Raw genomic sequence first — 24,202 nt, 5'->3', positions numbered from 1 at the left:
TCCTCGCCCCGCTGTGGGGCGGCCCCGCCCGAGCGCGCCGGCGAGGACGACCGAACCCGCGACGGACAGCCGACAGCCCCGGCGGTCACGTGGACTACTGGGGCCGGTCAGCGGGGCGGGTGTACTGCATTCTCGGACTGGTCCTAGATGCGCGCCCCTACCCCGCACACTCCATGTCGGCACGGGGCACACCGAGCCTATCCGGGGCCACGGGTGCCCCGCTGCGGGCAGCAGAAAGCCCCGGCAGTCACAGGAACCGACCGGGGCTCTCTTGGGCCTACACGGGGCTTACGCGGCTTGCTCGAACTCGTCCGCGTCGGGCTCGGCCCCTTCCGGGGTGGCCCACACGACGGTCACGCGCTCGTCGCCCACGAACCGCTTCCCCTTCCCCGGGGACTTGGACACGATCACGCGGTCTATCGCCAGTCCCAGCAGATCCCGCCGAAGCTGCGGGGCGGCTGCCTCCCACGTCTCCGCTGCCTTCCCCTCGATAAGGAACGTGATGTCTACACGGTCCCCGCCCGTCAGTTCCTTGACCTTGTCTTCGGCAGCGTCGAGCCGCTTTTCCGCAGCGATCTTTGTAGGGATGCGGTACTTAGCGGACCGGCCCGAGTAGAACCCCGCTCGGTCGTCGGCGTGGAACTTGTCGAGCCGGTCCGCTGCGGCTTTCAGCTCGGCCCGTGCTTCCTTGACCTCTGCCGTCTCTGTCGGTCGCTGTAGCTGTTGCCAGCGCTCGGCAACAGCGATCAACAAGGGGTCGTCGTCGTCTGACGCGTGCAGCCGGGTCGACCACAGATCGACTACGTAGGCTTCAAGGGCCTTTTGCATCACGTACGTAGGTGCCGCACAGACCCCGCCCTCTGCCGTTAGATCGCAGCGGTAGCCCCGTCCGCTCTTCGTCATCGCGCCGTTGCAGCCCGCGCATATGAGCTTTCCGGAGAGAGCGTGTACGGGGAGCCCGTCTTTCGGCTTGGGCTTTGTCCACTCTGCACCAGCGAGAACGCGACGTGCCTTGCTTGCGAGGGCCGAGGGGATCATCTCGGGCAGCGTGCTCGGTTCCACGCAGTGGACAGGGGACCCGTTCGCGTCCACGTAGCGCGTAGCGGTCTCGGCCGCCCCGACTGCGACCGTCAACCAACCCTCGTACACGGGGTGGTGCAAGATCTTGAGAATCTGCGGGGCACGCCACTGGGCGCCCGTGATCGTGCGGAGCCCAATGCGATTGAACATCCGTGCAAGCGCACGGGCAGCGGTTCCGGCCGCTACCGCGTTGAAAATGCACTCAACGACTTGCCACGGGGTGACTTCCTCGCGGGTGCTGACAAGACACGTGTACGGCGTGTGGTCGGGGCTCAAGCGGCGCGTGTCAGGGTGCGCCGTGAGGCCGAACGGTGCGCGGCCGAGCCACCGTCCTTCGTTGCGCTGACGCCCCTTGGTGGTGGTCACGTTGTGGCTCAAGCGCTGCGAGTATTCGCGGGCGTTCTCGGCACGGTCGATGATCCATCGGCGGTCTCGCTCGTCCATCGAGTCGAGCCGTTCGTAATCGAAGATCACGCGGGCTTTGCCGAGGATCGGCACCACCGATTCAGCGCCCTTCCGGCTGAACCGGTCGAGCGCATAGCACCACAGCGCGGGTACCTCACCGTTCAGCACTGCGGACATGGCTGCGTCGTACTTGGGGCGCCGCACGTCGCTCCACGCCGACAAATTCTCTTTCCAGACCTTACGAACGCAGTACCCGTGCTCATCCGCCCACGCTCGGCCCCGCTCTTCCTGCGCCCGGATGGAGAGGGCACGCTCGCCCTCACGGACCACTTTCGACTTACGGAGCAGCAGATCAACCCACGGTCGTCCGTGGCACGCGCAGACCCCGCCTTGAGTGGGTGTGTTCATGTCTCCGGTAGGGACCGAAGGTGTACGTGCGTTGCGCGTCAGGGTGGCCGTTGCCATCGAGACCCCTAGTGACCTGCGGGTTCGGCCCGCTACCGGTAGGTGTCAGGGTGTTTCGCCTACTGGCATCGCGGTGCAGCTGACCTTCGGCGTCGTGATGGGCATCTTCTTCCTGGTGTGGACGCTCTACATGCAGATCGGCCTCGGCTGGACCCCCCTGAAGGCCGGTCTGACCGGTGTGCCGTTCTCGATCGCGGTCTCCACGGCGGCGGGCCTGTCGGTGCAGCAGCTGGTGCCGCGCTTCGGCCGCAAGGTGCTCCAGGCGGGCGCCCTGACGATGGCGGCGGGCATCCTCCTCTACTTCCTGGTGGCCGGCCGCTACGGCGCGGACATCGCCCCCTGGCAGATGATCCTGCCCCTGGTCGTGATGGGCCTGGGCATGGGCCTGATCGTGGCCCCGCTGACGGACGCGGTGCTGTCGGACGTGCCGCGCGAGCACGCCGGTTCGGCCTCCGGTCTGATCAACACCACCGGGCAGATGGGCAACGCGCTCGGCCTCGGTCTGGTCTCGGTGGTCTTCTTCGGCATCGTGGACGACCGGCAGCCGATCACCTCGGCGGCGGCGAACACGGCGGCCTTCACGGACGCCTTCCAGAACTCCCTCGCCTGGGCGGCGGTCGTCCTCGCCGGCATCTTCCTCGTGATGTTCGCCCTGCCGGCGAAGCCGAAGCAGCACCTGGAGGGTGGCGCGGACGCGGAGCCGGCCGCCGTCGAGAAGGAGCCGGCGCTGGCCGCCTCCTGAGCACCCGCCGGACGGCGCACGCCTGGCGAAGGGCCCCGGCCCCGGGACGCGATCCCGGGGCCGGGGCCCCTCCCGCTCGCCGGGCCGGTTTCAGCGCACCCGGGAACGGGACTCCATCGCCCCGCGGGCGGCGTGCTCGTCCTCGTACACCTCGCACATGTGGCGGCCGTCCGGGGTCGCCGTGTGCTCGACCTCCCACAGGCTCAGCTCGCTGCCGTCGAGGAGCAGGAACTGGTGCTCGTAGAGCGTGAAGCCGGCGTCCCGGCCGCCCTCCGCGGTGCACCGGCGCCCGAACGCCTGCGTGATGTGGTGCGCGAACGCGAGCCGCAGCCGCCGGGCGGTGGCCTCGCCCGGCCGGTCCGCGTTCTCCGCGCGGCGCAGCACCCGGCGGGCGTGGTCCGCCGAGTTGTCCGGCACGTACATCCGGGGCTGCGCCGGTATCGGGCGGGCGAGCAGCGTGCTCAGCAGCTCCAGCTCCTCGTCCTCGGACGGGGAGCCGTCGGCGCGTTCCACCGGCCGGCCGAGCGAGGGACCGGCCGGCAGCCGGGACGCGGCGAGCCGGGCCTCGGACTCCTCCACGTACAGCTCGTGCTGGTCGGTGCCGCCCCGGCCGGAGTTGTGCACCAGCTCCCACAGGCTGACCGCCGTGCCGTCCGGGAGCAGATAGGTGTGGCGGTAGGTGGTGCGGTGCAGCGACGCGCTGTGGTGCGAGGAGTACAGGGTGCTCGAGTGGGCCAGCGCCGTCTCCAGGCGCTCGATCGCGGAGTCGGGCAGATCGAAGGAGTTGAGCGCCCGGCCGAGGAGTCGCTCAAGGTGGGTCTCGGTCGTCTCGTACGGATCGTGAGCATGATCCAGCGGATCGTTCAAGGGGGTCTCCAGGCCGTCGCCGCATGTCACTTGCTGCTTGCTAAACGTAGTCCCTGGGTCTGACATCGTGTCCGGCGTTCGGGAAAACGAACGGGGGCGCGTACGGAGTTCCCGCGCCCCCTGTGCGCATCCGTCAACTCCCCTTGGTATACCGGCAGTCCGTGGCCAGAGCTAGCCGTCGGACGCCTCCCCGTACAGCTCCCGGTACGCGGGGAAGTCCCCGCCCGGCCCCGAGGCCCCGGCGGACGGTGCGAGAACGGCCTGGACGATGGCCCGTGTGACGGTGTCCGCGCCCGCCGCGAGGACCTCGTTGAGGGCGAGCGGGCCCGGCGCGGCGGGCAGTTCGCGCGCCCCCGTCGCGAGGGCGAAGACGGTGTCGCCGTCGTTGAGGAGATGCACCGGACGGACGGCGCGCGCGATGCCGTCGTGCGCCGTGCCGGCGAGCTTCTGCGCCTGCGCGCGGGTCAGCGCGGCATCCGTCGCCACCACCGCGAGCGTGGTGTTCAGAGGGGGCGGGGCCGCCTTCGCCCGGGCGTCCGCGAGCCGCCGCAGCGCGGCCTCGTGCACCGCCCGCTCGGGATAGGAGGGGCGTACGCCGGGCGTGAAGAAGGCGCCGTACGGCACGCCCGTCTCCGGATCGACCGCCGAACCGACCGCGTTCACCACCACCAGCGCGGCGACCGTGATCCCCGACTCCAGGACCGTGCTCGCCGTCCCCACCCCGCCCTTCAGCCCGCCGACCACCGCACCCGTGCCCGCGCCCACCGCACCCGTCTCCACGCGCGCGTGGAGACCGCTCGCGGCCGCCGCCTCCACCGCGGCCCGGCCCGTCGCGGCGTCCGGGCGGGCCGTGAAGTCGCCGCCCCTGCCCAGGTCGAAGACACAGGCGGCCGGCACGACCGGCACCACGTGCGCCGGATCCGGGCCGACCCGCACCCCGCGGCGCTGCTCCTCCAGCCAGGCCATCACCCCGGCCGCCGCGTCGAGCCCGTACGCACTGCCGCCGGTCAGGACCACGGCGTCGATCCGCTGGACCAGATTGCGCGGATCGAGCGCGTCCGTCTCGCGCGTGCCCGGCCCCCCGCCCCGTACGTCGACGGCGGCCACCGCCCCGCCCTCCGGGGCGAGCACCACCGTCGTGCCGGACAGCGCCCCGGGCCCCGGCACCCGCGCGTGCCCGACCCGAAGGCCGGCCACATCGGTGAGGGCGTCGTGCGGGGGTACGCCGGAGGGAGACGCCTCACGCGAGGTCAGGGGGCGCCGGGCTGCGTCGTTCTCTTCTTCGGGCACCCCTCCTGCGTAGCACGGATACGGCTGCCCGGGCAGGGCGAGCCAGGGCGCGCGCGGAGGCCGGGAGCGTGGGGCCGGCCCGGAACCGCGCATCCGGGAGTCAGCGCTTCGGGCCCAGGTACGTGCCGCCGGAGGCGTCGACCACCGTGCCGGTGATCCAGCGCCCGTCCGGCGAGGCGAGAAAGGCGACCGGGCCGGCGATGTCCTCGGGCTGCCCCACCCACGGCAGCGCCTGCCCCGCGATCAGCATCTCCTCCAGCTGCGGCACGGCGGCCATGGCGGCCGTCAGGGCGGCGGTCTGCGTGGGGCCGGGGGCCACGGTGTTCACGTTGATCCGGCGCGCGCCGACGACATTGGCGAGGGTGCGCGTGAAGGTCTCCATCGCGCCCTTCGTCATCGCGTACGCCAGCTCGTCGGAGAGCGAGATGCGGGTGACGGCGGAGCCGATGTTGACGATGCTGCCGCCGTCGCGCAGGACCGGGAGGAGCTGCTGGACGAGGAAGTACGGAGCGCGGACGTTGACCGCGAAGAGCCGGTCGAACTGCTCGACCGTCTCGTCCTGGAGGTGCCCGCCGGAGGAGGTGACGGCCGCGTTGTTGACGAGGACGTCGAGCCCGGCGTCCCCGGTGCGGGCGACGAGCCCGGCCCGCAGGCCCTCGACGAGGGCGAGGACACCCTCGTGCGTGCCGAGGTCCGCGCCGACGGCGAAGGCCCGGCCGCCGCTCGTGTGGATCAGGTCGACGGTCTGCTGGGCGGCGACGGCGTCGGAGCCGTAATGGACGGCCACGACGTGCCCGTCCCGGGCGAGCCGGAGGGCGACGGCCCGGCCGATGCCGCGGGAGGAGCCGGTGACCAGCGCCGTGCGGGCGGCGGCGCCGGGGGTGCCGGGGGTGGTGGAGGTCGTGGTCTGCATGGTGCGGCGCTCCTTGACGGGGCAGGATCCGTGGTCCGGGGTCCTGCGTTCTTGCCGGGCGATCGCCTCGACAGGAGGAACAGTGGCCGGAGCCGCTGACCGCCCGCGCACCGCACGCTGACGGGCGCTGACGGGGGCTGGCGGGCTGGCTGAGGGCGCCTGCGGGCGTGGACGGGGGCTGGCGGAGGGCGCCTGCGGGCGCGGACGGGCCGCGACGGGGACGGGGGTGCCGGTCAGACCGCCGGGTTCGCCGAGTCTGCCGGGTCCACCGGGGTCGCCCGGTCCAGCAGGTCCGCCGGGTTCGCCGGGTCCACCGGCTCCGTCGACGCCGGCGAGTCCACCGGGTCCGGCAGCCCCGCCCGGCGTGCCACCTCGCGCGCGCGGGCGAGGTCGGCGGCGGCCGCGTCCGCGTCGCCCGCGGCCGTCCGGACGGCCGCCCGGCGTCCGAGAAGGTCGACGATGTCCTCGGCCACGCCCAGCGACTCGAAGAGGGCGAGGGCCTCGGCGAACAGCGGCAGCGGATCGTCCGACAGGGCGGCGAGGCCCTCCAGGGCGGTCGCCGTCCCCCAGCGCTCCCCGAGCGCCCGGAACGCCGTCAGGGCCTTGGTGAGGTGCTCCCGCGCCGTCGCCGCGTCGTCGCGCGCGAGCGCCAGATGCCCCTGGCCGACCAGGTCGAGGGCGCGCGACCAGGTGTCGTCGGGAACGGGGAGCCGTGCCTCGGGGCCGACCGCCGTGGCCCACAGGAAGGCGGTGAAGGGCTGCCGCAGCGGCTCCGTACGCCCGGTCAGCAGCGTCCGGGCGCGCGCGATCCGCTCCTCGTCCCGTGCCCCGGCGGCCAGCACGCACAGCGCGTACTCCTCGCCGAGGTGCCGTACGCCGGCCAGGCCCGCCCGCTCGACCGCGTCCAGCAGCTCCGCCGCGAGCCCCGCGACCTGCCCGCGCAGTCCGCGCAGCCACCAGTACGGAGTGAGCGCCGCCACGAGCCGCAGCCCGTCCTCCGGGGCGGCGCGACGCAGGGCGGCACGCAGGTTCGGCTCCTCGGCGTCGAGCCGGGCCAGCCAGACCGACTGGGCAGCGCCGCGCAACTCCGGGTCGGCGGCCCGGGCGAGGCCGAGGTAGTGGGCGGTATGGGCCGCGTGCGCGGGGTCGGCGGCGGGCAGCCGGCCGGCCGCGTAGGCACGGACGGTCTCCAGCATCCGGTACCGCCCGTCGCCTACGCCCGGGCCGTCGGCGCCGCGCACGCCCGGCCCGTCCGCCGCGACCTCCCGCTCCCGCGCCTCCCGTACCGCCCCGTCGACCGGGGTCGCGCCTGGTGCCGCCGCCCCGCCGGCCTCCGGCCCCGCCGCCCCGGCTCCCGCCGTCGCCGGTGTCACGGTCGGCCTCCTCACGGGCGTCGTCCCCATGGCCGACGTCCTGATGGCCGGCGTCCCCAGGGCCGACGTCCCCATGGCGGACGTCCTGATGGCCGGCGTCCCCCCGGTCGCTGTTCCCGCCGCCCTCTCCGTCCCCGCCGGCAGGCGCTCCACCAGGGACTTCTCCGTCAGCGAGACGAGCAGGTCCTCCGCGTCCCCGGGGTCGAGCCCGCACACCCGGGCCACGGACTCCGGCGTCGCGCCGCCGCGGAAGACCGACAAGCGGGCCGCCAGGGTGCGTTCCTCCTCGGTCAGCAGTTCCCAGCTCCACTCCACGACGGCGGCGAGCGTCCGGTGCCGCTCGGGCGCCGTGCGGTCCCCGCGGGACAGCAGCCGGAAGCGGTCGCCGAGGCGGTCGGCCAGCTCGTCCGCGGTGAGCGTGCGCAGCCGCGCGGCCGCCAGTTCCAGGGCCAGCGGCAGCCCGTCGAGGGCCGCGCAGATCTCCGCCACGCGCGCGTGGCCCGTGAATCCGGGCCGGGCCGCGGCCCCGCGCCGTACGAACAGCTCCTCCGCCGCCCGCGGCGCCAAGGCGGCCAGCGGCAGCAGCGACTCACCCGTGATGCCGAGCGCCTCCCGGCTGGTGGCGAGCACCCGCAGCTGCGGGCACCCCGCCAGCAACTCCCGTACGAGCACGGCCGCCTCCGTCACCACGTGCTCGCAGTTGTCGGCCACAAGCAGCACCGGACGGTCCGCGAGGGCCTGGACGAGGCGGTCCGGTGCCGCGTCCCGCACCCCGAGGGCCCGGGCGAACGCCCCGGCCACCTCGCCGGGGCCCACCGACCCCAGGTCCACGAAGACGGCCCCGTCCGCGACCGCCTCCACCGCGAGCCGTGTCTTGCCCGCGCCGCCCGGGCCGACCAGGGTCACCAGGCGTGCCGCAGTCAACAGAGCGGCGAGCCGCTCCCGTTCGCCCTCCCGGCCGACGAAGCCGGTCAGCGGCACCGGCGGACGTACGGGCCGGGAACCGGCCACGGGCGCCGGACGGACCGCGGCAGCCCCGGACGGCTCCCCGCGTAACACCGCCAGGTGCGCCTCAGCCAGTTCGTGCGCCGGGTCCGCGCCGAGCTCGTCGGCGAGCGCCCCGCGCACCTCCTCGTACACCGCGAGCGCCTCGGCCTGCCGCCCGGCACCGGCCAGCGCCCGTATCTGGAGCGCCCGCAGCCGTTCGCGCAGCGGATGCGCCGTCGTCGCCTCGGCCAACTCCCGGACGAGCGGCACCGGATCCCCGCCCGAGGCGAGCCGCGCCGCCGCCCACTCCTCCAGGGCGTCGATCCGCAGCGCGTCGAGCCGGGCCGCCTGTCCGCGCGCGTACGGGGCGTCCCGTACGTCCGCGAGCGCGGGCCCCCGCCACAGCGCGAGCGCCTCGCGCAGCAACCCCTCGGCCCCGGCGGGGTCCCCGGCCGCCCCGGCCCGGGCGCCCTCCCGCGCGAGCCGTTCGAAGCGGAGGGCGTCGACCTCGTCGGGGCCGGCGCCGGTCAGCCGGTAACCGGCGGGGGAGTGCTCCACGCCCACTCCGGCCGGCAGCACCCGGCGCAGCCGCGAGACCTGCGACTGGAGGGCGTTCGCCGCGCCCGCCGGGGGCTCGTCCCCGTACAGACCGTCGACGATCCGCTCGGCGCCGACGGTCCGTCCGGCGTCGAGCAGGAGCAGTGCCAGCAGGGCCCGGGCGCGAGGGCCGCCGGCGGCGGGGGCGTCGGCGACGGTGAGCGGACCGAGGAGCCGGAAGATCATGCGACGAATTCTGGCAGCACGGAGCGACGGCCCCGGCAGCTTCCGGCGGCTCGCGTCCGTTCCCGGCGGCCGGGCCCGGCCGTTCGCGGCGGCCGTTCCCGGCCGTTCAAGGCAGCGCTCGGAAGGTCGCGGCGACCTCCGGCCACCCCGGAGGGAGCGGCCGCGGCCCCCCGGGGAGCGGCCGCGCACCTCGTGGGAACGGCAGGGGACTTCGCGGGAGCGTCCGTGGGCTCCCTCGGCCGGAAGCCCGTGTCTCAGCCGGTACCGCGCGTGGCCGGGTTGGTGGCCGTGAGCGTCACGCCGACCGCCACGGTCGCGGCGGCCACGAGACCGGCCGCGAGGACCGCCCAGTGCCCGGCGAAGGTGCACATGAGGATGGCCAGGGACGACACCGGCAGCACGGCCTGCTGGGCGATGCCGACCTTGAAGTACCGGGCGTGCAGGAGCCACACGCACAGCAGGAACACGGCGGTGGGGATGGTCACGGCGGACGACGCGGCGAGCGTGGACAGGTGCGCCTTGCCGACCGCCTGCTCGACGGAGATCTCGATGCCGGCGCCGATCGCGGCGGCCGAGGCGAAGATCAGGTAGTGGCCGTAGCCCCAGAGGAAGCCCTGGCGGTTCGAGACGAGCCGGTCGTGCGCGGGCACGACGAAGTAGATCCACCAGGCGGCGAAGACGATCAGGAGCCCGCCGGCGGCGATCGGCAGCACCTCGCCGAGGGCGTCGTTCTCGGTGACGCCCGACTTCACGGCGACCGTCGCCGCCGCGATCGACTCGCCGAGCACGATGATGGTGAACAGGCCGTAGCGCTCGGCGATGTGGTGCGGATGCCACTGCGTGGTGACGTCCTTCTCGGCGTAGACGGGTACGGCCATCTCGGCCAGTGCCATCACGAGGAAGACCCACGGCCGGGCGTCCTCCGGCACCAACAGCAGTGCCACCCATCCGATCTGGCAGGCGATCACCCCGCCCGCGTACCGCCGGCACATCGTCCGCTCGGCGGCGTCGGTCGCGTGGTGCGCGGCCCGCAGCCACTGGGAGGACAGGGCGAGCCGCATGACGACGTAGCCGATGAAGACGACCAGGAAGTCGTGGTCCTCGAAGGCGCGCGAGACCCCGGCGGCGAGGATCAGCACACCGGCGATCTGGACGAGCGTGACCACGCGGTAGAGCACGTCGTCGTTGTCGTACGCCGAGGCGAACCACGTGAAGTTCATCCACGCCCACCAGATGGCCCAGAAGACCATCGCGTAGTTCAGGATCCCGGACCCGGCATGTCCCTCCGCCACGGCGTGCACGAGCTCGGCCCCGGCCTGCGCGACCGCGACGACGAAACAGAGGTCGAAGAACAACTCGAGCGGTGTGGCTGCCCGGTGCGCCTCGTCACGGGAACGAGCGGTCAGGGGGAGGAAGGGTTGCGTCATGCCCACAGAACACCAGATCAGCGGGTGGGGCGACAGCCACGACACCACGGGCCGCTCCCCACGGACCGGCCGCGGCGCCCACCGCGCCGAGGCCACCGGGCGAGCCCCCGTCCGGGGCCGCGGCGGCGGTGTCGTGCGCCGCCACGGTCCCCTCGGACCTCACGCTACGTCCGTCCGGTCGCCGCGCCGACCCGCCACAGGTCCCGTCCCGCAGGGCCGCAGGTCCTCCCCGCCCAGGTCCTTTCGGGAGCCGTGCCGGCCCCGCCTCCATCCTGCGCCCGGGCACGACGGACCCCAGGCGGCGCCCGCCGTCGCGGGGGCGGTGCCGGCGGCGCGGTGCCGGCGGCAGGGGCGCGGCTCCGGCGGCCCGGCGCGGTGCCGACGGCGTGGGCGCGGTGCCGACGGCGCAACGTCCCGTGTCCGACGGGACCTAGGCCCGCCCGTGCCGACGACCATCGCCTCTCACCCGCCCCTCGGGCGCGACGCAGCCTGGAAGAGCAAGGAACCCCTCGAAACGTCAGGGAAGCGCCATGAGTTCCGTAGCCCAGGACAGCAGAACGACGAGCGGGCCGGCATCCGCCTCGTACGACATGGAGCAGTACAGGCCCGGGAAGCCGATCACGGACTGGGAGCCGGAGAACGAGCTCTTCTGGAAGTCCGTCGGGCAGAGGGTCGCCGCCCGCAATCTGTGGATCGCGGTGCCGGCGCTGCTCGTGGCGTTCGTCGTGTGGCAGGTGTGGTCGGTCACCGCGACCAGCCTGAAGGACGTCGGCTTCGGGTTCTCCACGTCCCAGCTGTTCTGGCTGACGGCCGTCCCCGGTCTGACCGGCGGTACCGCCCGGATCCTCTACACCTTCCTCGGCCCGATGATCGGGCAGCGCCGCTTCACCGCCCTGTCGACGCTCGTGCTGATCGTGCCGCTGATCTGGCTCGGCATCGCCGTTCAGGACCCGTCGACCCCGTACGGCGTGATGGTCGCCATCGCCGCCCTCTGCGGTATCGGCGGCGCCAACTTCGCCTCCTCCCTGGCCAACATCGGCTTCTTCTTCCCGAAGGCCGGGAAGGGCAACGCGACCGGCATCAACGGCGGTCTGGGCAACCTGGGCGTCTCGGCCGTCCAGCTGCTGACCCCCATCGTCATCACCTGGTCGACGATCGCGATCGGCTCCGCCCAGCACAAGGCCGACGGCACGCCGGTCCACCTGCAGAACGCGGCCTTCATCTGGGTCCCGGTGCTGCTGGTGCTGGCCGCCGTCGCCTGGTTCGGCCAGAACGACCTGAAGGTCGCCTCCACCCCGTTCAGCCGCCAGAAGATCATTTTCAAGCGCAAGCACAACTGGCTGATGACCTGGCTGTACGTCGGCACCTTCGGCTCCTTCATCGGCTTCGCCGCGGCCCTGCCCATGCTGATCAAGACCACGTTCCCGGACTACTCGATGGCCACCTACGCCTGGATGGGGCCGGCGGTCGGCGCCCTCGCCCGGTGGGCGGGCGGCTGGATCGCCGACAAGTGGGGCGGCGCGCGGGTGACGATCCTGTCCTTCGCGGGCATGGCGGTCTCCCTCCTGGGCGTGATCGCCTTCCTGCCTTCGGGCGGGGACGGCGGCTCCTTCTACGGCTTCTTCCTCTGCTTCCTCGCGGCGTTCCTCTTCTCCGGCATCGGCAACGGCTCGACCTTCCGGCAGATCCCGGTCATCTTCCGCGGCACCCACCTGAAGGGGCTGACGGAAGGCACCCCCGAGTACGCCCGGGCGCTGAAGCAGGCGGAGATGGAGTCCGGTGCCGTCACGGGCTTCACCTCGGGCGTCGCGGCCTACGGCTTCTTCTTCATCCCGGCCCTCTTCGCCTCGGTGGCCGTGACCAGCGCGATGTGGGGATTCGTCGGCTTCTACGTCAGCTGTATGGTCGTGACCTGGTGGTTCTACGCCCGCAACGGCGCCGAGGCGCCGAGCTGACCGGCCCCGTCGGACTCCGGAGAAGGCCCTGCCCCGGCGGGGCCTTCCCCCGTCCCCGGGCTGGGGGGCCTTCGGCGGTCCACCGGTGACCGATGCCACCCCATGGGACCGATCAGGCGGAATGCCACGGAGGAAGCAGCGAGGACGATGTCCTCCCCTTCCACAAGCTCGGCGAAGCGAAGGGGGGAGCCCGCGCCAGGCCGCGCACCCTCCATGGCACACCGTCCCCCACCCCGGAGCAGGTGGCGGCCCGCGAGACCTTCCGCGCCCGCGGCCCAGGAGACCTTCCGCGCCGGCGGCCGCTACGCCGTCCGAGTCCGGCGGGCCCGCCGAGCGCCGGTGCCGTCCTGAGCATCCGCAGCCGCCCGCGCCCTGGCAGGAGACACTCACCCCTCCGTGCCATATAACGGGCGAATAGGGTAAAAAACTACCTAAAGTGGCGGCGTGATCGAGCCACCGCAGGCCTCCGCCGAGCCCCAGCAGGCCACCGCCGACCCCCCGCCCGTCCCCACCGAACGGCCCCCTCAGAGCCCCGCCCAGGTGCGCCGACGTGCCTCCGTCGCCGGGACCGGCGTCTCCCTTCTGCTGATCCTCGCGATCGTCCTCGGCAGCCGACTGCTGCGCGACTTCGACTCGGCCCTCCTTCCCTACGCGGTGGCGACCGTCTTCCTCGCCTTCGGCGTCGCCTACCGCTACACCGTGTGGGTCTCCGCCCCGGGCGCCCGGCGTCTGTTCCAGCAGGGCTGGCGCGCCTTCTTCTCCGTCGAGAACTTCCGCAGGGCGCCCACCGCCCTGCCCCGGATGATCGCCACGTACCTCGGCTTCCAGAAGTTCCTCGGCGCCCGCTCGCACGCCCGCTGGGCCGCCCACCAGCTGATCTTCTGGGGCTGCGTCCTCGCCGCGCTCATCACCTTCCCGCTGACCTGGGGCTGGTTCACCTTCACCTCGTCGACGGGCTCGGGACCCGGCTACGAGATGCGGATCTGGGGCTTCAAGGTCCTCGGCTTCGACTCGCTGAACGTCGTCGGCTGGCTCATGTTCCACGGCCTGGACATCGCCGCCGTGCTCGTCATCCCCGGCGCCGCCTACTTCCTGTGGCGCCGGATGAAGGACCGCGGAGCCGTCACCGGACAGCGCTTCGCCTACGACCTGGTGCCGCTGCTGGCCCTCGTCGTCATCTCCGTCACCGGTCTGCTGCTCACCTTCTCCTCGATCTTCCTGCACGGCGGCGGCTACGAGTTCCTGGCGATCCTGCACATGGTGTCGGTGGTCTTCACCCTCATCTACATCCCGTTCGGGAAGTTCTTCCACATCGTGCAGCGGCCCGCCGCCGTCGGCATGCAGCTGTTCAAGTACACCGCCCGCCGCCGTGCCGGGCAGCCCGACGGCGACGGCGACGGCTCCGGCCTCCTCGCCTGCCGCCGCTGCGGGCAGCCCATCGACAGCGCCTCCTACGTCGAGAACCTCCAGGGCACCATGCGCGACCTGAGGCTCGGCTTCGACGAATGGGCCGAGTACTGCCCGCGCTGCAAACGCGTCCTGCGGGGCACCGCCTACCTCAGCCACGTCAAGAAGGGCTTCAAGTGACCTCGCCACTGCCCGCTCCCCTGCCCCTTGACCCCTCCGTCGCGCCGCCCGGCACCCGCAACTTCCGCGACGCCGGCGGCATCCCCGCCGACCGCTGGCACGCCGACCAGAACGGCGAGACCCTCGTCCCCACCCACTGCTGCTTCTGCGGAGTGCAGTGCGGCATGTATCTGCGCGTCGACCGCGGCGGCAAGGTCTTCGGCGTCGAACCCCGCAACCACGACATCAACCGCATGCGGCTCTGCCCCAAGGGCATCAACGCCTACCAGCAGGTCAACCACCCCGACCGGCTCACCAGCCCGCTGCTCCGCCGCAACCGCGACGAGCCCTTCCGCGAGGCGAGCTGGGAGGAGGCCCTCGACTTCACCGTCTCCGAGATCCGCCGCATCCAGACCGAGTACGGCAACGACGCCTTCGGTCTGCTCGGCGGCGCCAGCCTCTACTCCGAGAAGACCTACCTCGTCGGCAAGTTCGCCCGCGTCGCCCTCAGGACCCGGCACGTCGACTACAACGGCCGGCTCTGCATGGTGTCCGCCGCCGGGGCCAACAAGCTCGCCTTCGGCATCGACCGGGCGGGCAACCCCTTCTCCGACATCCTCCTCACGGACTGCCTCCTCATCGCCGGCTCCAACGTCGGCGAGTGCTTCCCCGTCATGACCCAGTACCTGTGGGGAGCCAGGGACCGCGGCGCCACCCTCATCGTGGTCGACCCGCGCGAGACGGCCATCGCCCGCACCGCCGACATCCACGTCGCTCTCAAGCCCGGCACGGACTCCGCCTTCTTCAGCGCCGTCCTCCACGTCGTCGTCGCCGAGGGCCTCACCGACGAGGCCTACCTCGCCGCCCACACCACCGGCTGGGAGGAGGTGAAGAAGACCGTCGAGGCGTACCCGCCCGCCCGCTCCGCCCAGATCTGCGGCGTCCCCGAGGAGCAGATCGTCCAGGTCGCCCGCATGTTCGCCGGCGCGGGCAGGGCCATGGCATGGCACGCCCGCGGCGTCGAGCACCACTCCCAGGGAGTCGAGAACTGCCTGACGATCATCAACCTGTGCGTCGCCACCGGGAACATCGGCCGCCCCGGCGCCGGCTACGGCACCATCACCGGCCAGGGCAACGGCCAGGGCGGACGCGAACACGGCCAGAAGTCCGACCTGCTGCCCGGCGGGCGCTCCATCTCCAACCCCGAACACCGCCGTCAGATCTGTGAGATCTGGGGCATCGAGGAGTCCGAACTCCCACCGGCCGGCACCTCCATGATGGAGATGGTCTGGCAGATGCAGCGCCGGGAGATCCGCGGCCTCATCGGCATCTGCAACAACCCCTTCGTCTCCCTCCCGCACTACGCCACGGTGAAGGAGGGCTACGACGCCACCGAGTTCCACGCCCAATTCGACTTCTTCCTCTCCGAGACCGCCGCCAACGCCCACGTCGTCTTCCCTGTCACCGTCTGGGCCGAGGACGAGGGCGTCATGGCCAACGCCGAGGCCCGGGTCGTCAAGCACAACAAGGCCCAGGAACCGCCCGCCGGCGTCCGCACCGACACCTGGGTCATCTGCGAGCTCGCCAAGCGGCTCGGGGCCGGCGACAAGTTCGCCTTCCCGGATTCCCGCTCCGTCTTCGAGGAGCTCCGCATCGCCTCGGCCGGCACCGTCAACGACTACTACGGCATCACCTACGAGCGGCTCGAGGAGACCGGCGGCATCGCCTGGCCCTGCCCCACCACCGACCATCCCGGCACGCCCCGCCTCTTCGAGGACGGCCGGAGCTACCACCCCGACGGCAAGATCCATATGCAGGTCGTCGAATGGCATCCGCCCATGGACCCGTACAGCGAGGAGTACCCCCTCTCACTCACCACCGGACGCACCGTCGCCCACTTCCTCTCCGGCAACCAGACCCGCCGCCTGGGCGCCCTCGTCGAGCAGACCCCGCGTCCCTGGGTCGAGGTCCACCCGTCTCACGGCTTCCGCAACGGCGACCCGGTCCGCGTGGTCACCCGGCGCGGCAGCGAGGTCTTCCCCGCCCTGGTCACCGAGGCGATCCGCCCCGACACCGTCTTCGTCCCGTACCACTGGCCCGTCCCCACCGCCGCCAACGCGCTGACCATCGACGCCCTCGACCCCCGGTCCAAGATCCCCGAGTACAAGGTCTGCGCCGCCCGCATCGAGGCCGCGGAGCGCATCGACGAGGTGCCGGCACCGCCCACCGCCCCCGGCCACGTCGCCTACCCGGCCACCCAGATCTCCCGCGACGACCCCCTTCCCCCCACGTCCCCGCAGGGCCGTGGCACCTCGGAGAGGAGCTGACGGCGTCATGATGGGCCGCACGATCTTCATCGACCCGGGCCGCTGCATCGGCTGCCAGGCCTGCGTCTCCGCCTGCCGCGAATGCGACTCGCACCGCGGCAAGTCGATGATCCACCTCGACTACCCCGACGAGGGGCACTCCGTCGCCTCCCTTCCCACCGTCTGCATGCACTGCGAGGACCCCGTCGCCCCCTGCGCCGAGGTATGCCCGGCCGACGCGATCCTGGTGACCGCGGACGGCGTGGTGCAGCAGGCCGACACCACCCGCTGCATCGGCTGCGCCAACTGCGTCAACGCCTGCCCCTTCGGCGTCCCGAAGATCGACCTCCAGGCGAAACTGCAGATGAAGTGCAACCTCTGCTACGACCGCACCGCCTACGGTCTCGCCCCCATGTGCGCCACCGTCTGCCCCACCGGCGCCCTCTTCTACGGGACCCTGGACGAGCTCCGCGCCGAACGCCCCGGCGTCGAGGTCGCCGACTCCTTCACCTTCGGGTCCACCACCGTCTCCACCGGCGTGGCGATGGTCGTCCCCGCCGACAAGGTCCAGTGGCCGGTCCCCGGCGGCCTGCCCATCGTCGAAGTCAACGGAGTGGATGTCCGATGAGCCTCACCGAACAGCCCCCCGGCCACGGCTCCGACCCCACGGACGCGCATCCCACGGACGCCGACCCCGCCGACGCGGCCCAGGTGGCCCTCCGTGACCGCATCTCCGCCGACTCCCTCACCACCCGCCGCGACTACCTGCGGATCGTCGCCACCGTCTCCGGCGGCCTGGCGGTCGGCGGCATCGGCGTCGCGTCCGGGATCCTGCACCGGCACGGTGACAGCGACGGTGCCCTCGAACCCAAGCGGATCGCCGACCGGATCCTTCCCGGCGACTCCGTCGCCTTCCGCTATCCCGACGAGGAGGACCGCGCCGTCGCCGTCCGCCTTCAGGACGGCACCCTCGCCGGCTACTCCGCCGTCTGCACCCACCTCGCCTGTGCGGTGCTCTGGCGCAAGGACCGGGGGAGCGAGGGCGAGCTCTACTGCCCCTGCCACGAGGGAGTCTTCGACGCCCGCACCGGGGAGGTCACCGCGGGCCCGCCGCCCCGCGCCCTGCCGAAGGTGATCCTCGTCGAGGACGACGACGGCAGCGTCTGGGCCGTGGGCACCACCCGCTCCGGGGAGAGCACCCAGGAAGGCCTGTGCCGCCAGCTCGGCCAGGAGCGCCCCGGCCTCGCCGAACGCCTCGGCTGTCCGGATGCCTCCGCCCGCGGCGCCCTGGAGAGGAGCCGCAGGACATGACCGACACCCCGTTCCCCAAGGACCCGGCCGCCCCCGGCCACCAGGGCGGATCCCCCCGGGACGTGCCGTCCCCGGCCGTCTACACCCCCGGCAGCGCCCAGCCCCGGCTCAACCGCCCGGTCCACGAGCGCTACCCCCAGATCCGCCCCACCAGCGGCTACGGCGATCCCCGGGTCCGCCACACCGGTCCGGGCCCGGGCGCCGGCACCGACCAGGAGCCCGAGCGCTCCTCGAAGCTCTCCGCCCGCCTGGCTCTCGCTCTCACCGTGGTCATCGGCCAGCTGTGGGGGCTGACGGTCGTCGTCGACGAGTGGATGTCCGGCGACACCGGGACCGCCTGGTGGGGAGCGGGCTTCCTGGTCCTGTCGTTCCTCGTCGTCCTCGGCCTCTGGCTGCTCGACCCGAAGGACCGGTGAGCGGAATTCCGCAGATCAGAGGGGAACACGGCGGTGCTTCCGGCGTAACCTGAATACATGAGCACCGCCCCCGCCCACGGACCGCGCGCAGCGAAGCAGTCCGACACACCCCCCAACCCCCAACCCAGGCCGGCACTGATCTTCGACGATCCGCTGGACCGGCAGTCCGCGGACGATACGGACCGTGGATGGGGCGAGCGGCCTCCCACCGGCGGCGACAGCGCCGCCGACCTTGCGCGCTTCCTCGACGAGAAGCCGCCGCACCACCTCTGACACCGACGCGAGCCGTCGGTCAGGAGGTGGAGTGCGCCCCCGTGCCGCTTCCGGTCTGCGAGGTCACGCCGGTGTTGTTCACGGGACCGCGCTGCGAGACCAGGTGGTCGCGGATCTCCTTGAGCACCTCCAGCTCGCTGACCTCCAGCGTCTCCTGGACGCCTTCCTTCGCCTTCTCGTGCGCGGCGCGCTTCGCGAGGATCTTCGCCATCGGCAGGACCATGAGGAAGTAGACGACGGCCGCCGTGATCACGAAGCTGAGGACGGCGCTGAGCACCAGACCCCACTGGATCTGGATGCCCTGCATCTCGCCGTCGACCACCCGGCACGGGGCCTGCAGGCAGGACGAGTAGCCCTCCAGGTCCTTGGTGCCGAAGGCTCCCACGAGCGGGTTGATGATGCCCTTGACCACCGAGTTCACGATGTTGGTGAACGCGGCGCCGATGACGACGGCCACCGCCAGGTCGATCACGTTGCCACGCATCAGGAAGGCCTTGAAGCCTCCCAGCAAGCTTTCCTTCTTCTCGGCCACCAAGGTGCCTTTCGTCGCGTGTGCTCCTGTGTGCGGAGCCATTACGCCGCGCTCGGCGCAGAGGCGTCCAATCCGTACACACGGGACGGTTACTTGACAGACCGTCAGTGCGAATCAGCACAGCGTAACCGCCAGTTGTGACGTGATGCCCGCACCGGCGAGCGCCGTCGCCGTCGACCGCGGTACGGACAGGACGACCAGGGCCCCACCGTCCGAACGAGTCTCACCCGGACGCGGCACTTCGTCCACTCGGGCGCCCGAGGCGACCACCCGGGCCTCACCGCCGCCGCCCAGACCGGAGTTGGGCGCGGCGATCACGTCCACCCGGTCGCCGGGGCGCAGCAGCCGGACCGTCGCCGCGTCGGCGATCCGCACCGGAGCGGACACGAGCGGCGCCGGCGCCGGCGCGTGATGCCCCCGGACCTGCGGGGGTGGCTGCGGGACCGGGTCGTCCGCTCCGGCGGCTCCGGTCGCCGCGAGCGCGGCGGCGGTCATCGCGAGGACCGCGGCGGGCGCCCGCCGCCTGCGGCGCAGGGCCCGTCGCAGCCGTGCCTTCCCGCCGCGCACGCGCAGCGGGTCGAAGTGCGGCACGCCGCACGGCGGGGGCACCGAGGTGCGGGTGTGAGGGAGGCAGGAGTCCGTGTGCATCGCGCAACCGCCTGTCGTGAGTCGGACGGTTCGCCGGACCCTCCGGCGAACCGCACTCACCGTCCCGCACGAGCCGCGATCCTGCTCGGGCCTGTGGACAACCCGGCGCTTGTGGACAACTTCCTCACTCCCGCGAGCGATTGTCGCCGCGGGGCGGGGCGAGGAGGCTTGAGGCAGATCGGTCCTCGCGTCGCGGTCCGCGCCTCACCCCCGCTCGCGCCGCTCAGGGCAGGTCGATGCCCAGATCCCATCCCGCATGGGCCTGGGTGCACAGGCAGTCCCGGTCGACCGTCGCGGGGAGCGCGCTCACCGCGTCGAAGAGCACGTCGCGCAGCCGGCCGACGTTCTCGCCGAACACCCGCAGGACCTCGGTGTGGGAGACGCCGTCCCCCGTCTCCGCGCCCGCGTCCAGATCCGTCACCAGTGCGAGGGAGGTGTAGCAGAGTCCCAGTTCCCGGGCGAGGACGGCCTCGGGATGGCCGGTCATGCCGACGACCGACCAGCCCGCGGCCGCATGCCAGCGCGACTCGGCGCGCGTCGAGAAGCGGGGGCCTTCGATGACGACCATCGTGCCGCCGTCGACCGGCTCCCAGCCCTGCCCCCGGGCGGCCTTCACGGCCACCCGGCGCCCGTCCGGGCAGTAGGGGTCGGCGAAGGTCACGTGGACCACGTTCGGTACGGCCCCGCCCCAGGCCTCCGGCAGCGGTTCACCGTCGAAGAAGGTCTGCGCGCGGGACTTCGTCCGGTCGACCAGCTGGTCGGGCACGACGAGGGTGCCGGGGCCGTACTCCTCGCGCAGTCCGCCCACCGCACACGGCCCGAGGACCTGGCGCACCCCCACCGAGCGAAGGGCCCAGAGGTTGGCGCGGTAGGTGATCCGGTGCGGCGGCACGTGGTGGCCGCGGCCGTGCCGGGGCAGGAAGGCGACCCGCCGGCCGGCCATCTCGCCCAGGAAGAGTGAGTCGCTGGGGCTGCCGTACGGGGTGTCGACCGACACCTCGGTCACATCGTCCAGGAAGGAGTAGAACCCGGAGCCGCCGATCACACCGATGTCCGCGAACACGTCAGTCGTCTGGGTCGCCATGAGCGTCACCCTAGCCGCGCTGTGAAACGCCGAATGCCTCACCGAACGGATCGGTAAGGCATTCGTCAGGTACGTGCAGCGGCGCCTGGGTCAGGCCGCCGAGGTGGAGCTCGACGAGGTCGAGGTCGAGGTCGTGCTCGACGACGTGGAAGACGCCGAGGAGGAGGACGACGACGAAGACGACGAAGGCGTCGTGGACGAGGAGGCCTTGGACGAGGCCGGGGAGCTGCTGGACGACGAACCACGGCTGTCGTTCCGGTAGAAACCGGAGCCCTTGAAAACGATGCCGACCGCGGAGAACACCTTCTTCAGGCGTCCCTCGCAGCTCGGGCACTCGGTCAGGGCGTCATCCGTGAACTTCTGCACCGCCTCGAGGCCCTCGCCGCACTCGGTGCACTGGTACTGGTAGGTCGGCACTTTGACTTCCTCCTGGCACTCACACTCATCGAGTGCTAACGACGATCCATAGTGACGTATTCCGCGGGTTCAGTCCACCGGCACGGGGACTCGGTGACCGATACCACGTGCCGCGACCCGGCTCGACACGTGGGGCCGGAGTCGCGAACGCAGGGCGACCAGGGTGACGAGAGCGAGCGCCGTGCCCGCCATCGGCACCAGGAACCCGGTGCTGGAGCCATGGGCGTCGGCCAGCCGGCCGGCGACCGTGACGGCCGCGGCCTGGCCCAGCGCCACGGCGCCGGTCAGCCAGGTGAAGGCCTCGGTGCGGGAGGACGCCGGGACCAGGGTCTCGACGATCGTGTAGCCGGTGATCAGGGCCGGGGCGATGCACAGCCCCACGATCAGGCCGAGGGCGCCGAGCAGGACGACCGAGTGGGTGGACCACAGGAGGGAGGCGGCGACGGTCAGACCGGCGTAGCCGAGGAACAGGCGGCGGCGCGGGCCGGTCTTCCAGGCGATGGCGCCCATGGCGATGCCGGCGAGCATGTTGCCGGCGGCGAAGATGCCGTACAGCAGGCCGTTGGCGCCGGGGTTGCCGATCTCCTCGGAGAAGGCGGTCAGGGAGACCTGCATGCCGCCGAAGACCGAGCCGATGCCGAGGAAGGCGATGGCGAGGACGCGGACACCGGGGATGGACAGGGCCGAGCGGTGCGGTTCGCCGTCTGCTTGGGCCGCCGCGGCGGCCAGGCCGTGGGCCGGCTGGGTGCGGTGCTGGGCTGCGAAGAACAGGCCACCGAACAGGGTGAGCGCGGCCTCGGCGATCAGGCCGGCTGCGGGGTGGACGCCGGTGCACAGGGCGGTGGCGAGGACCGGGCCGACGACGAAGGTGAACTCGTCCGTCACCGACTCGAAGGCGGCGGCGGTCGGCATCAGAGGGGTGCCGTCCAGCTTGGCCGCCCAGCGGGCCCGGACCATCGGTCCGACCTGAGGCACCGAGGCGCCCGAGGGGATGGCCGCGAGGAACAGTGCCCACAGCGGGGCGCCGGCCAGCGCGAGCGCGACGAGAAGGGAGACGGAGGCGGTGTGGATGAGCACGCCGGGAACGAGGACGGCCCGCTGGCCGAAGCGGTCGGCGAGTTTGCCGCTCTGCGGGGCGAAGAGCGCCATGGAGACGCCGGTGACGGCGGCTACGGCACCGGCGCTGCCGTAGGAGCCGCTGGTGTGCTGGACGAGCAGGACGATGCCGATGGTGAGCATCGCGAAGGGCTGCCGGGCGGCGAAGCCCGGGAGCAGGAAGGAGAGAGCACCCGGGGTGCGCAGCAGCTGTCCGTAACCGGGCCGCTTCTCGTTGACGACCGTGGACGCCACGGTCCTTGCCTTTCTGCCGCCTGGTAGCGCGCCCGAGCACGGTGGTGCGGGTTTCGCCGAGAGCTGTCCTCTTGCGCGGAACTGCGGTAGATACCGGGCTCCACTGCGGAGGGCGCCTCGGCCGCCATACGGTCGCGCCAGCTCTGCGTCAGGCAGAGTTGGTTCGATCAAGTGTGCCTTCATGGTACAGGGAAGGGCGTCTTCCCGCCTGGGAAAACGCCCTCCGGTCCGAATTAATGCCTGGGATTAACCGGACGTTCGCCGGAACGGCTTTCGAGGGGGTCTCCGGTGCGGTTCCACCGCGCCGACGGCGGTGGAGCCGCCGGTGCCCAGCCAGCCGGCCAGCTTTCCGCCCTGGCCGACGGCCCGCAGCCGGCGCTCGGCGGCGTCCCGTACCGGGTCGGTGGCGACGACGAGTAGTTCGTCGCCGCGGCGCAGCACGGTGGCGGGGCCGGGGACGAAGCTCCTGTCCTCCCGGACCACCAGGGTGACGGCGGCGCCGGCGGGGAGCCGGAGCTCGGCGACCTCGACGCCGTGCATCTTCGAGCCCTCGGGGATCGCCACGGACAGCAGGTGGCCGCGCAGCCGCTCGAGCGGGGCCGACTCGACGCCCAGGTCGGCGGCCTCGGCCGAGTCCCGGAGTTCCAGGGCCCGGGCCAGCCAGGGGAGGGTGGGGCCCTGGATCAGGGTGTAGACGACGACGAGCACGAAGACGATGTTGAAGACCCGCTCGCTGCCCTGGATCCCCGAGACCATGGGGATCGTGGCGAGGATGATCGGGACGGCTCCGCGCAGGCCGGCCCAGGACAGCAGGGCCTGTTCCCGCCAGGGGATGCGGAAGGGAAGGAGGCTGGCGAAGACCTCCATGGGGCGCGCGACCACGGTGAGGACCAGGCCGATGACGATCGCCGGCCAGAAGTCGCGGACCAGCTCGTGCGGGGTGACGAGCAGGCCGAGCAGCACGAACATGCCGATCTGGGCGATCCAGCCGAGCCCCTCGGCGAAGCCCCGGTTGGCGGGGGCGTGGGGCAGCTTGGCGTTGCCGAGCACCATCGAGGCCAGGTAGACGGCGAGGAAGCCCGAGCCGTGCGCCATGGCGCCGGCGGCGTAGGCGGCGACGGCGATGGCCATGACGGCGATCGGGTAGAGGCCGGAGGCGGGCAGGGCGACATGGCGCAGCCCGTAGGCGCCGATGATGCCGACGGCGAGGCCGACCGCGGCGCCGATCGTGAGCTCCAGTGCGATCTCGCCGACGAGGAAGTACCAGGAGTCGGCCTGTCCGACGGCGGAGAAGGCGACGACGAGGATGACGACGGGGGCGTCGTTGAATCCGGACTCGGCTTCCAGGATGCCGGTGACCCGGGAGGGCAGCGGGACCTTGCGCAGCACGGAGAAGACGGCGGCGGCGTCGGTGGAGGAGACGACGGCGCCGATGATGAGGGCCTGGCGCCATTCCAGGCCGACGAGGTAGTGCGCGGCCGAGGCCGTGATGCCCACGCTCACCGCGACGCCGACGGTCGACAGGACGACCGCTGCGGGCAACGCGGGTTTGATCTCCTTCCACTTGGTGCCCAGGCCGCCCTCGGCCAGGATCACCACAAGTGCGGCGTAGCCGATCACCTGGGTCAGTTCGGCGTTGTCGAAGGCGACGTTGCCGATGCCGTCCTGCCCGATGGCGACCCCGATCCCGAGGTACAGCAGCAGGCTGGGGAGCCCGCTCCGGGACGAGATCCGCACCGCCGCGACAGCGATGAGCAGTACGAGCGAGCAGATGAGCAGGAGTTCGTTGAGCTGGTGGACAGTCAGTGGCCGTTCCTTCCCTCACGTGCAGGCAGATCGTTCCTCCGCTGCCGGTACTTCGTTACCTTACCTAATCTTTAACGCGTTCTTGACGTCTCCTTGGTGTCTCTTCGTACGTCAGTACGTATAGGTACGGTGCTCTTCCTGACACCGCGTCCAGTGCCTCCAGGCGCTGCGCCTAAGGTTGCACCCGTACTCCAGGACCACCCTGC

At 72.2% G+C, this 24,202-nt stretch carries 19 protein-coding genes and 1 pseudogene; 8 read left to right on the top strand and 12 right to left on the bottom strand.

Annotated features, from left to right (window positions below):
- Positions 1-288: 288 nt before the first annotated feature.
- Positions 289-1,893 (bottom strand): recombinase family protein, encoded by a 1,605-nt coding sequence (locus tag ACGF1Z_RS29650; protein WP_393009088.1) that lies wholly within the window; start codon positions 1,891-1,893, stop codon positions 289-291.
- A gap of 121 nt (positions 1,894-2,014) precedes the next feature.
- Between ACGF1Z_RS29650 and ACGF1Z_RS29645 the strand changes: the two are divergent.
- Positions 2,015-2,692: pseudogene (locus ACGF1Z_RS29645) on the top strand (MFS transporter); the annotation flags it as partial.
- A 90-nt stretch (positions 2,693-2,782) separates the two neighbouring features.
- Here the strand turns inward: ACGF1Z_RS29645 and ACGF1Z_RS29640 are convergent.
- The 5 genes from ACGF1Z_RS29640 to ACGF1Z_RS29620 all read right to left on the bottom strand — a co-directional run bounded on the left by ACGF1Z_RS29640 (position 2,783) and on the right by ACGF1Z_RS29620 (position 10,332).
- A complete protein-coding gene (locus ACGF1Z_RS29640; protein WP_393009087.1) occupies positions 2,783-3,559 on the bottom strand; it encodes a DUF6227 family protein in 777 nt (258 codons plus the stop codon).
- 171 nt (positions 3,560-3,730) lie between these two features.
- The gene (locus tag ACGF1Z_RS29635; RefSeq protein WP_393009184.1) at positions 3,731-4,813 is read right to left on the bottom strand and encodes a P1 family peptidase; all 1,083 of its coding nucleotides are present in this window, start codon (positions 4,811-4,813) and stop codon (positions 3,731-3,733) included.
- 136 nt (positions 4,814-4,949) lie between these two features.
- Positions 4,950-5,762, bottom strand: coding sequence for an SDR family oxidoreductase (locus ACGF1Z_RS29630; RefSeq protein WP_393009086.1), 813 nt, complete (start codon positions 5,760-5,762; stop codon positions 4,950-4,952).
- A 233-nt stretch (positions 5,763-5,995) separates the two neighbouring features.
- A complete protein-coding gene (locus ACGF1Z_RS29625) occupies positions 5,996-8,905 on the bottom strand; it encodes a BTAD domain-containing putative transcriptional regulator (protein ID WP_393009085.1) in 2,910 nt (969 codons plus the stop codon).
- A gap of 254 nt (positions 8,906-9,159) precedes the next feature.
- Positions 9,160-10,332 carry a low temperature requirement protein A gene (locus ACGF1Z_RS29620; RefSeq protein WP_393009084.1) on the bottom strand — a complete coding sequence of 391 codons (1,173 nt, stop codon included), beginning with the start codon at positions 10,330-10,332 and terminating at the stop codon, positions 9,160-9,162.
- Positions 10,333-10,862: 530 nt separating this feature from the next.
- On the opposite strand from ACGF1Z_RS29620, the gene ACGF1Z_RS29615 reads away from it, so the two are divergent.
- The 7 genes from ACGF1Z_RS29615 to ACGF1Z_RS29585 all read left to right on the top strand — a co-directional run bounded on the left by ACGF1Z_RS29615 (position 10,863) and on the right by ACGF1Z_RS29585 (position 18,159).
- On the top strand, positions 10,863-12,287 hold the full coding sequence (locus tag ACGF1Z_RS29615) for an MFS transporter (protein WP_393009083.1): 1,425 nt from the start codon (positions 10,863-10,865) through the stop codon (positions 12,285-12,287).
- Positions 12,288-12,731: 444 nt separating this feature from the next.
- Complete coding sequence (locus ACGF1Z_RS29610; protein WP_393009082.1) at positions 12,732-13,874, top strand: MFS transporter; 1,143 nt, start codon at positions 12,732-12,734, stop codon at positions 13,872-13,874.
- The gene (locus tag ACGF1Z_RS29605) at positions 13,871-16,180 is read left to right on the top strand and encodes a molybdopterin oxidoreductase family protein (RefSeq protein WP_393009081.1); all 2,310 of its coding nucleotides are present in this window, start codon (positions 13,871-13,873) and stop codon (positions 16,178-16,180) included. The genes ACGF1Z_RS29610 and ACGF1Z_RS29605 overlap by 4 nt, the downstream gene beginning before the upstream one ends.
- 7 nt (positions 16,181-16,187) lie before the next feature.
- A complete protein-coding gene (locus ACGF1Z_RS29600) occupies positions 16,188-16,787 on the top strand; it encodes a 4Fe-4S dicluster domain-containing protein (protein WP_393009080.1) in 600 nt (199 codons plus the stop codon).
- Positions 16,784-17,470, top strand: a complete 687-nt coding sequence (locus tag ACGF1Z_RS29595; protein ID WP_393009079.1) for a Rieske (2Fe-2S) protein — start codon at positions 16,784-16,786, stop codon at positions 17,468-17,470. The genes ACGF1Z_RS29600 and ACGF1Z_RS29595 overlap by 4 nt, the downstream gene beginning before the upstream one ends.
- The gene (locus ACGF1Z_RS29590) at positions 17,467-17,886 is read left to right on the top strand and encodes a hypothetical protein (protein WP_393009078.1); all 420 of its coding nucleotides are present in this window, start codon (positions 17,467-17,469) and stop codon (positions 17,884-17,886) included. The genes ACGF1Z_RS29595 and ACGF1Z_RS29590 overlap by 4 nt, the downstream gene beginning before the upstream one ends.
- Positions 17,887-17,943: 57 nt before the next feature.
- Positions 17,944-18,159, top strand: coding sequence for a hypothetical protein (locus ACGF1Z_RS29585; RefSeq protein ID WP_393009077.1), 216 nt, complete (start codon positions 17,944-17,946; stop codon positions 18,157-18,159).
- Positions 18,160-18,178: 19 nt separating this feature from the next.
- Here the strand turns inward: ACGF1Z_RS29585 and mscL are convergent, their stop codons facing one another.
- The 6 genes from mscL to ACGF1Z_RS29555 all read right to left on the bottom strand — a co-directional run bounded on the left by mscL (position 18,179) and on the right by ACGF1Z_RS29555 (position 23,996).
- A complete protein-coding gene (mscL, locus tag ACGF1Z_RS29580) occupies positions 18,179-18,691 on the bottom strand; it encodes a large conductance mechanosensitive channel protein MscL (RefSeq protein WP_393009076.1) in 513 nt (170 codons plus the stop codon).
- Between the two features lie 114 nt (positions 18,692-18,805).
- Positions 18,806-19,339: a hypothetical protein gene (locus ACGF1Z_RS29575; protein ID WP_393009075.1), complete on the bottom strand. Its 534-nt coding sequence runs from the start codon at positions 19,337-19,339 to the stop codon at positions 18,806-18,808.
- 223 nt (positions 19,340-19,562) lie between these two features.
- Positions 19,563-20,423, bottom strand: coding sequence for an S-methyl-5'-thioadenosine phosphorylase (locus tag ACGF1Z_RS29570; RefSeq protein WP_393009074.1), 861 nt, complete (start codon positions 20,421-20,423; stop codon positions 19,563-19,565).
- A gap of 90 nt (positions 20,424-20,513) precedes the next feature.
- Positions 20,514-20,840, bottom strand: a complete 327-nt coding sequence (locus ACGF1Z_RS29565; RefSeq protein ID WP_393009073.1) for an FmdB family zinc ribbon protein — start codon at positions 20,838-20,840, stop codon at positions 20,514-20,516.
- A gap of 69 nt (positions 20,841-20,909) precedes the next feature.
- Positions 20,910-22,190, bottom strand: coding sequence for an MFS transporter (locus ACGF1Z_RS29560; RefSeq protein WP_393009072.1), 1,281 nt, complete (start codon positions 22,188-22,190; stop codon positions 20,910-20,912).
- A gap of 246 nt (positions 22,191-22,436) precedes the next feature.
- Complete coding sequence (locus ACGF1Z_RS29555) at positions 22,437-23,996, bottom strand: potassium/proton antiporter (protein WP_393009183.1); 1,560 nt, start codon at positions 23,994-23,996, stop codon at positions 22,437-22,439.
- Between the last annotated feature and the right edge of the window lie 206 nt (positions 23,997-24,202).

This window comes from Streptomyces sp. NPDC048018 (assembly GCF_043202995.1).
In the GTDB taxonomy this organism is placed as follows: Bacteria; Actinomycetota; Actinomycetes; order Streptomycetales; family Streptomycetaceae; genus Streptomyces.
This window is presented reverse-complemented; position numbering and strand designations above follow the sequence as displayed.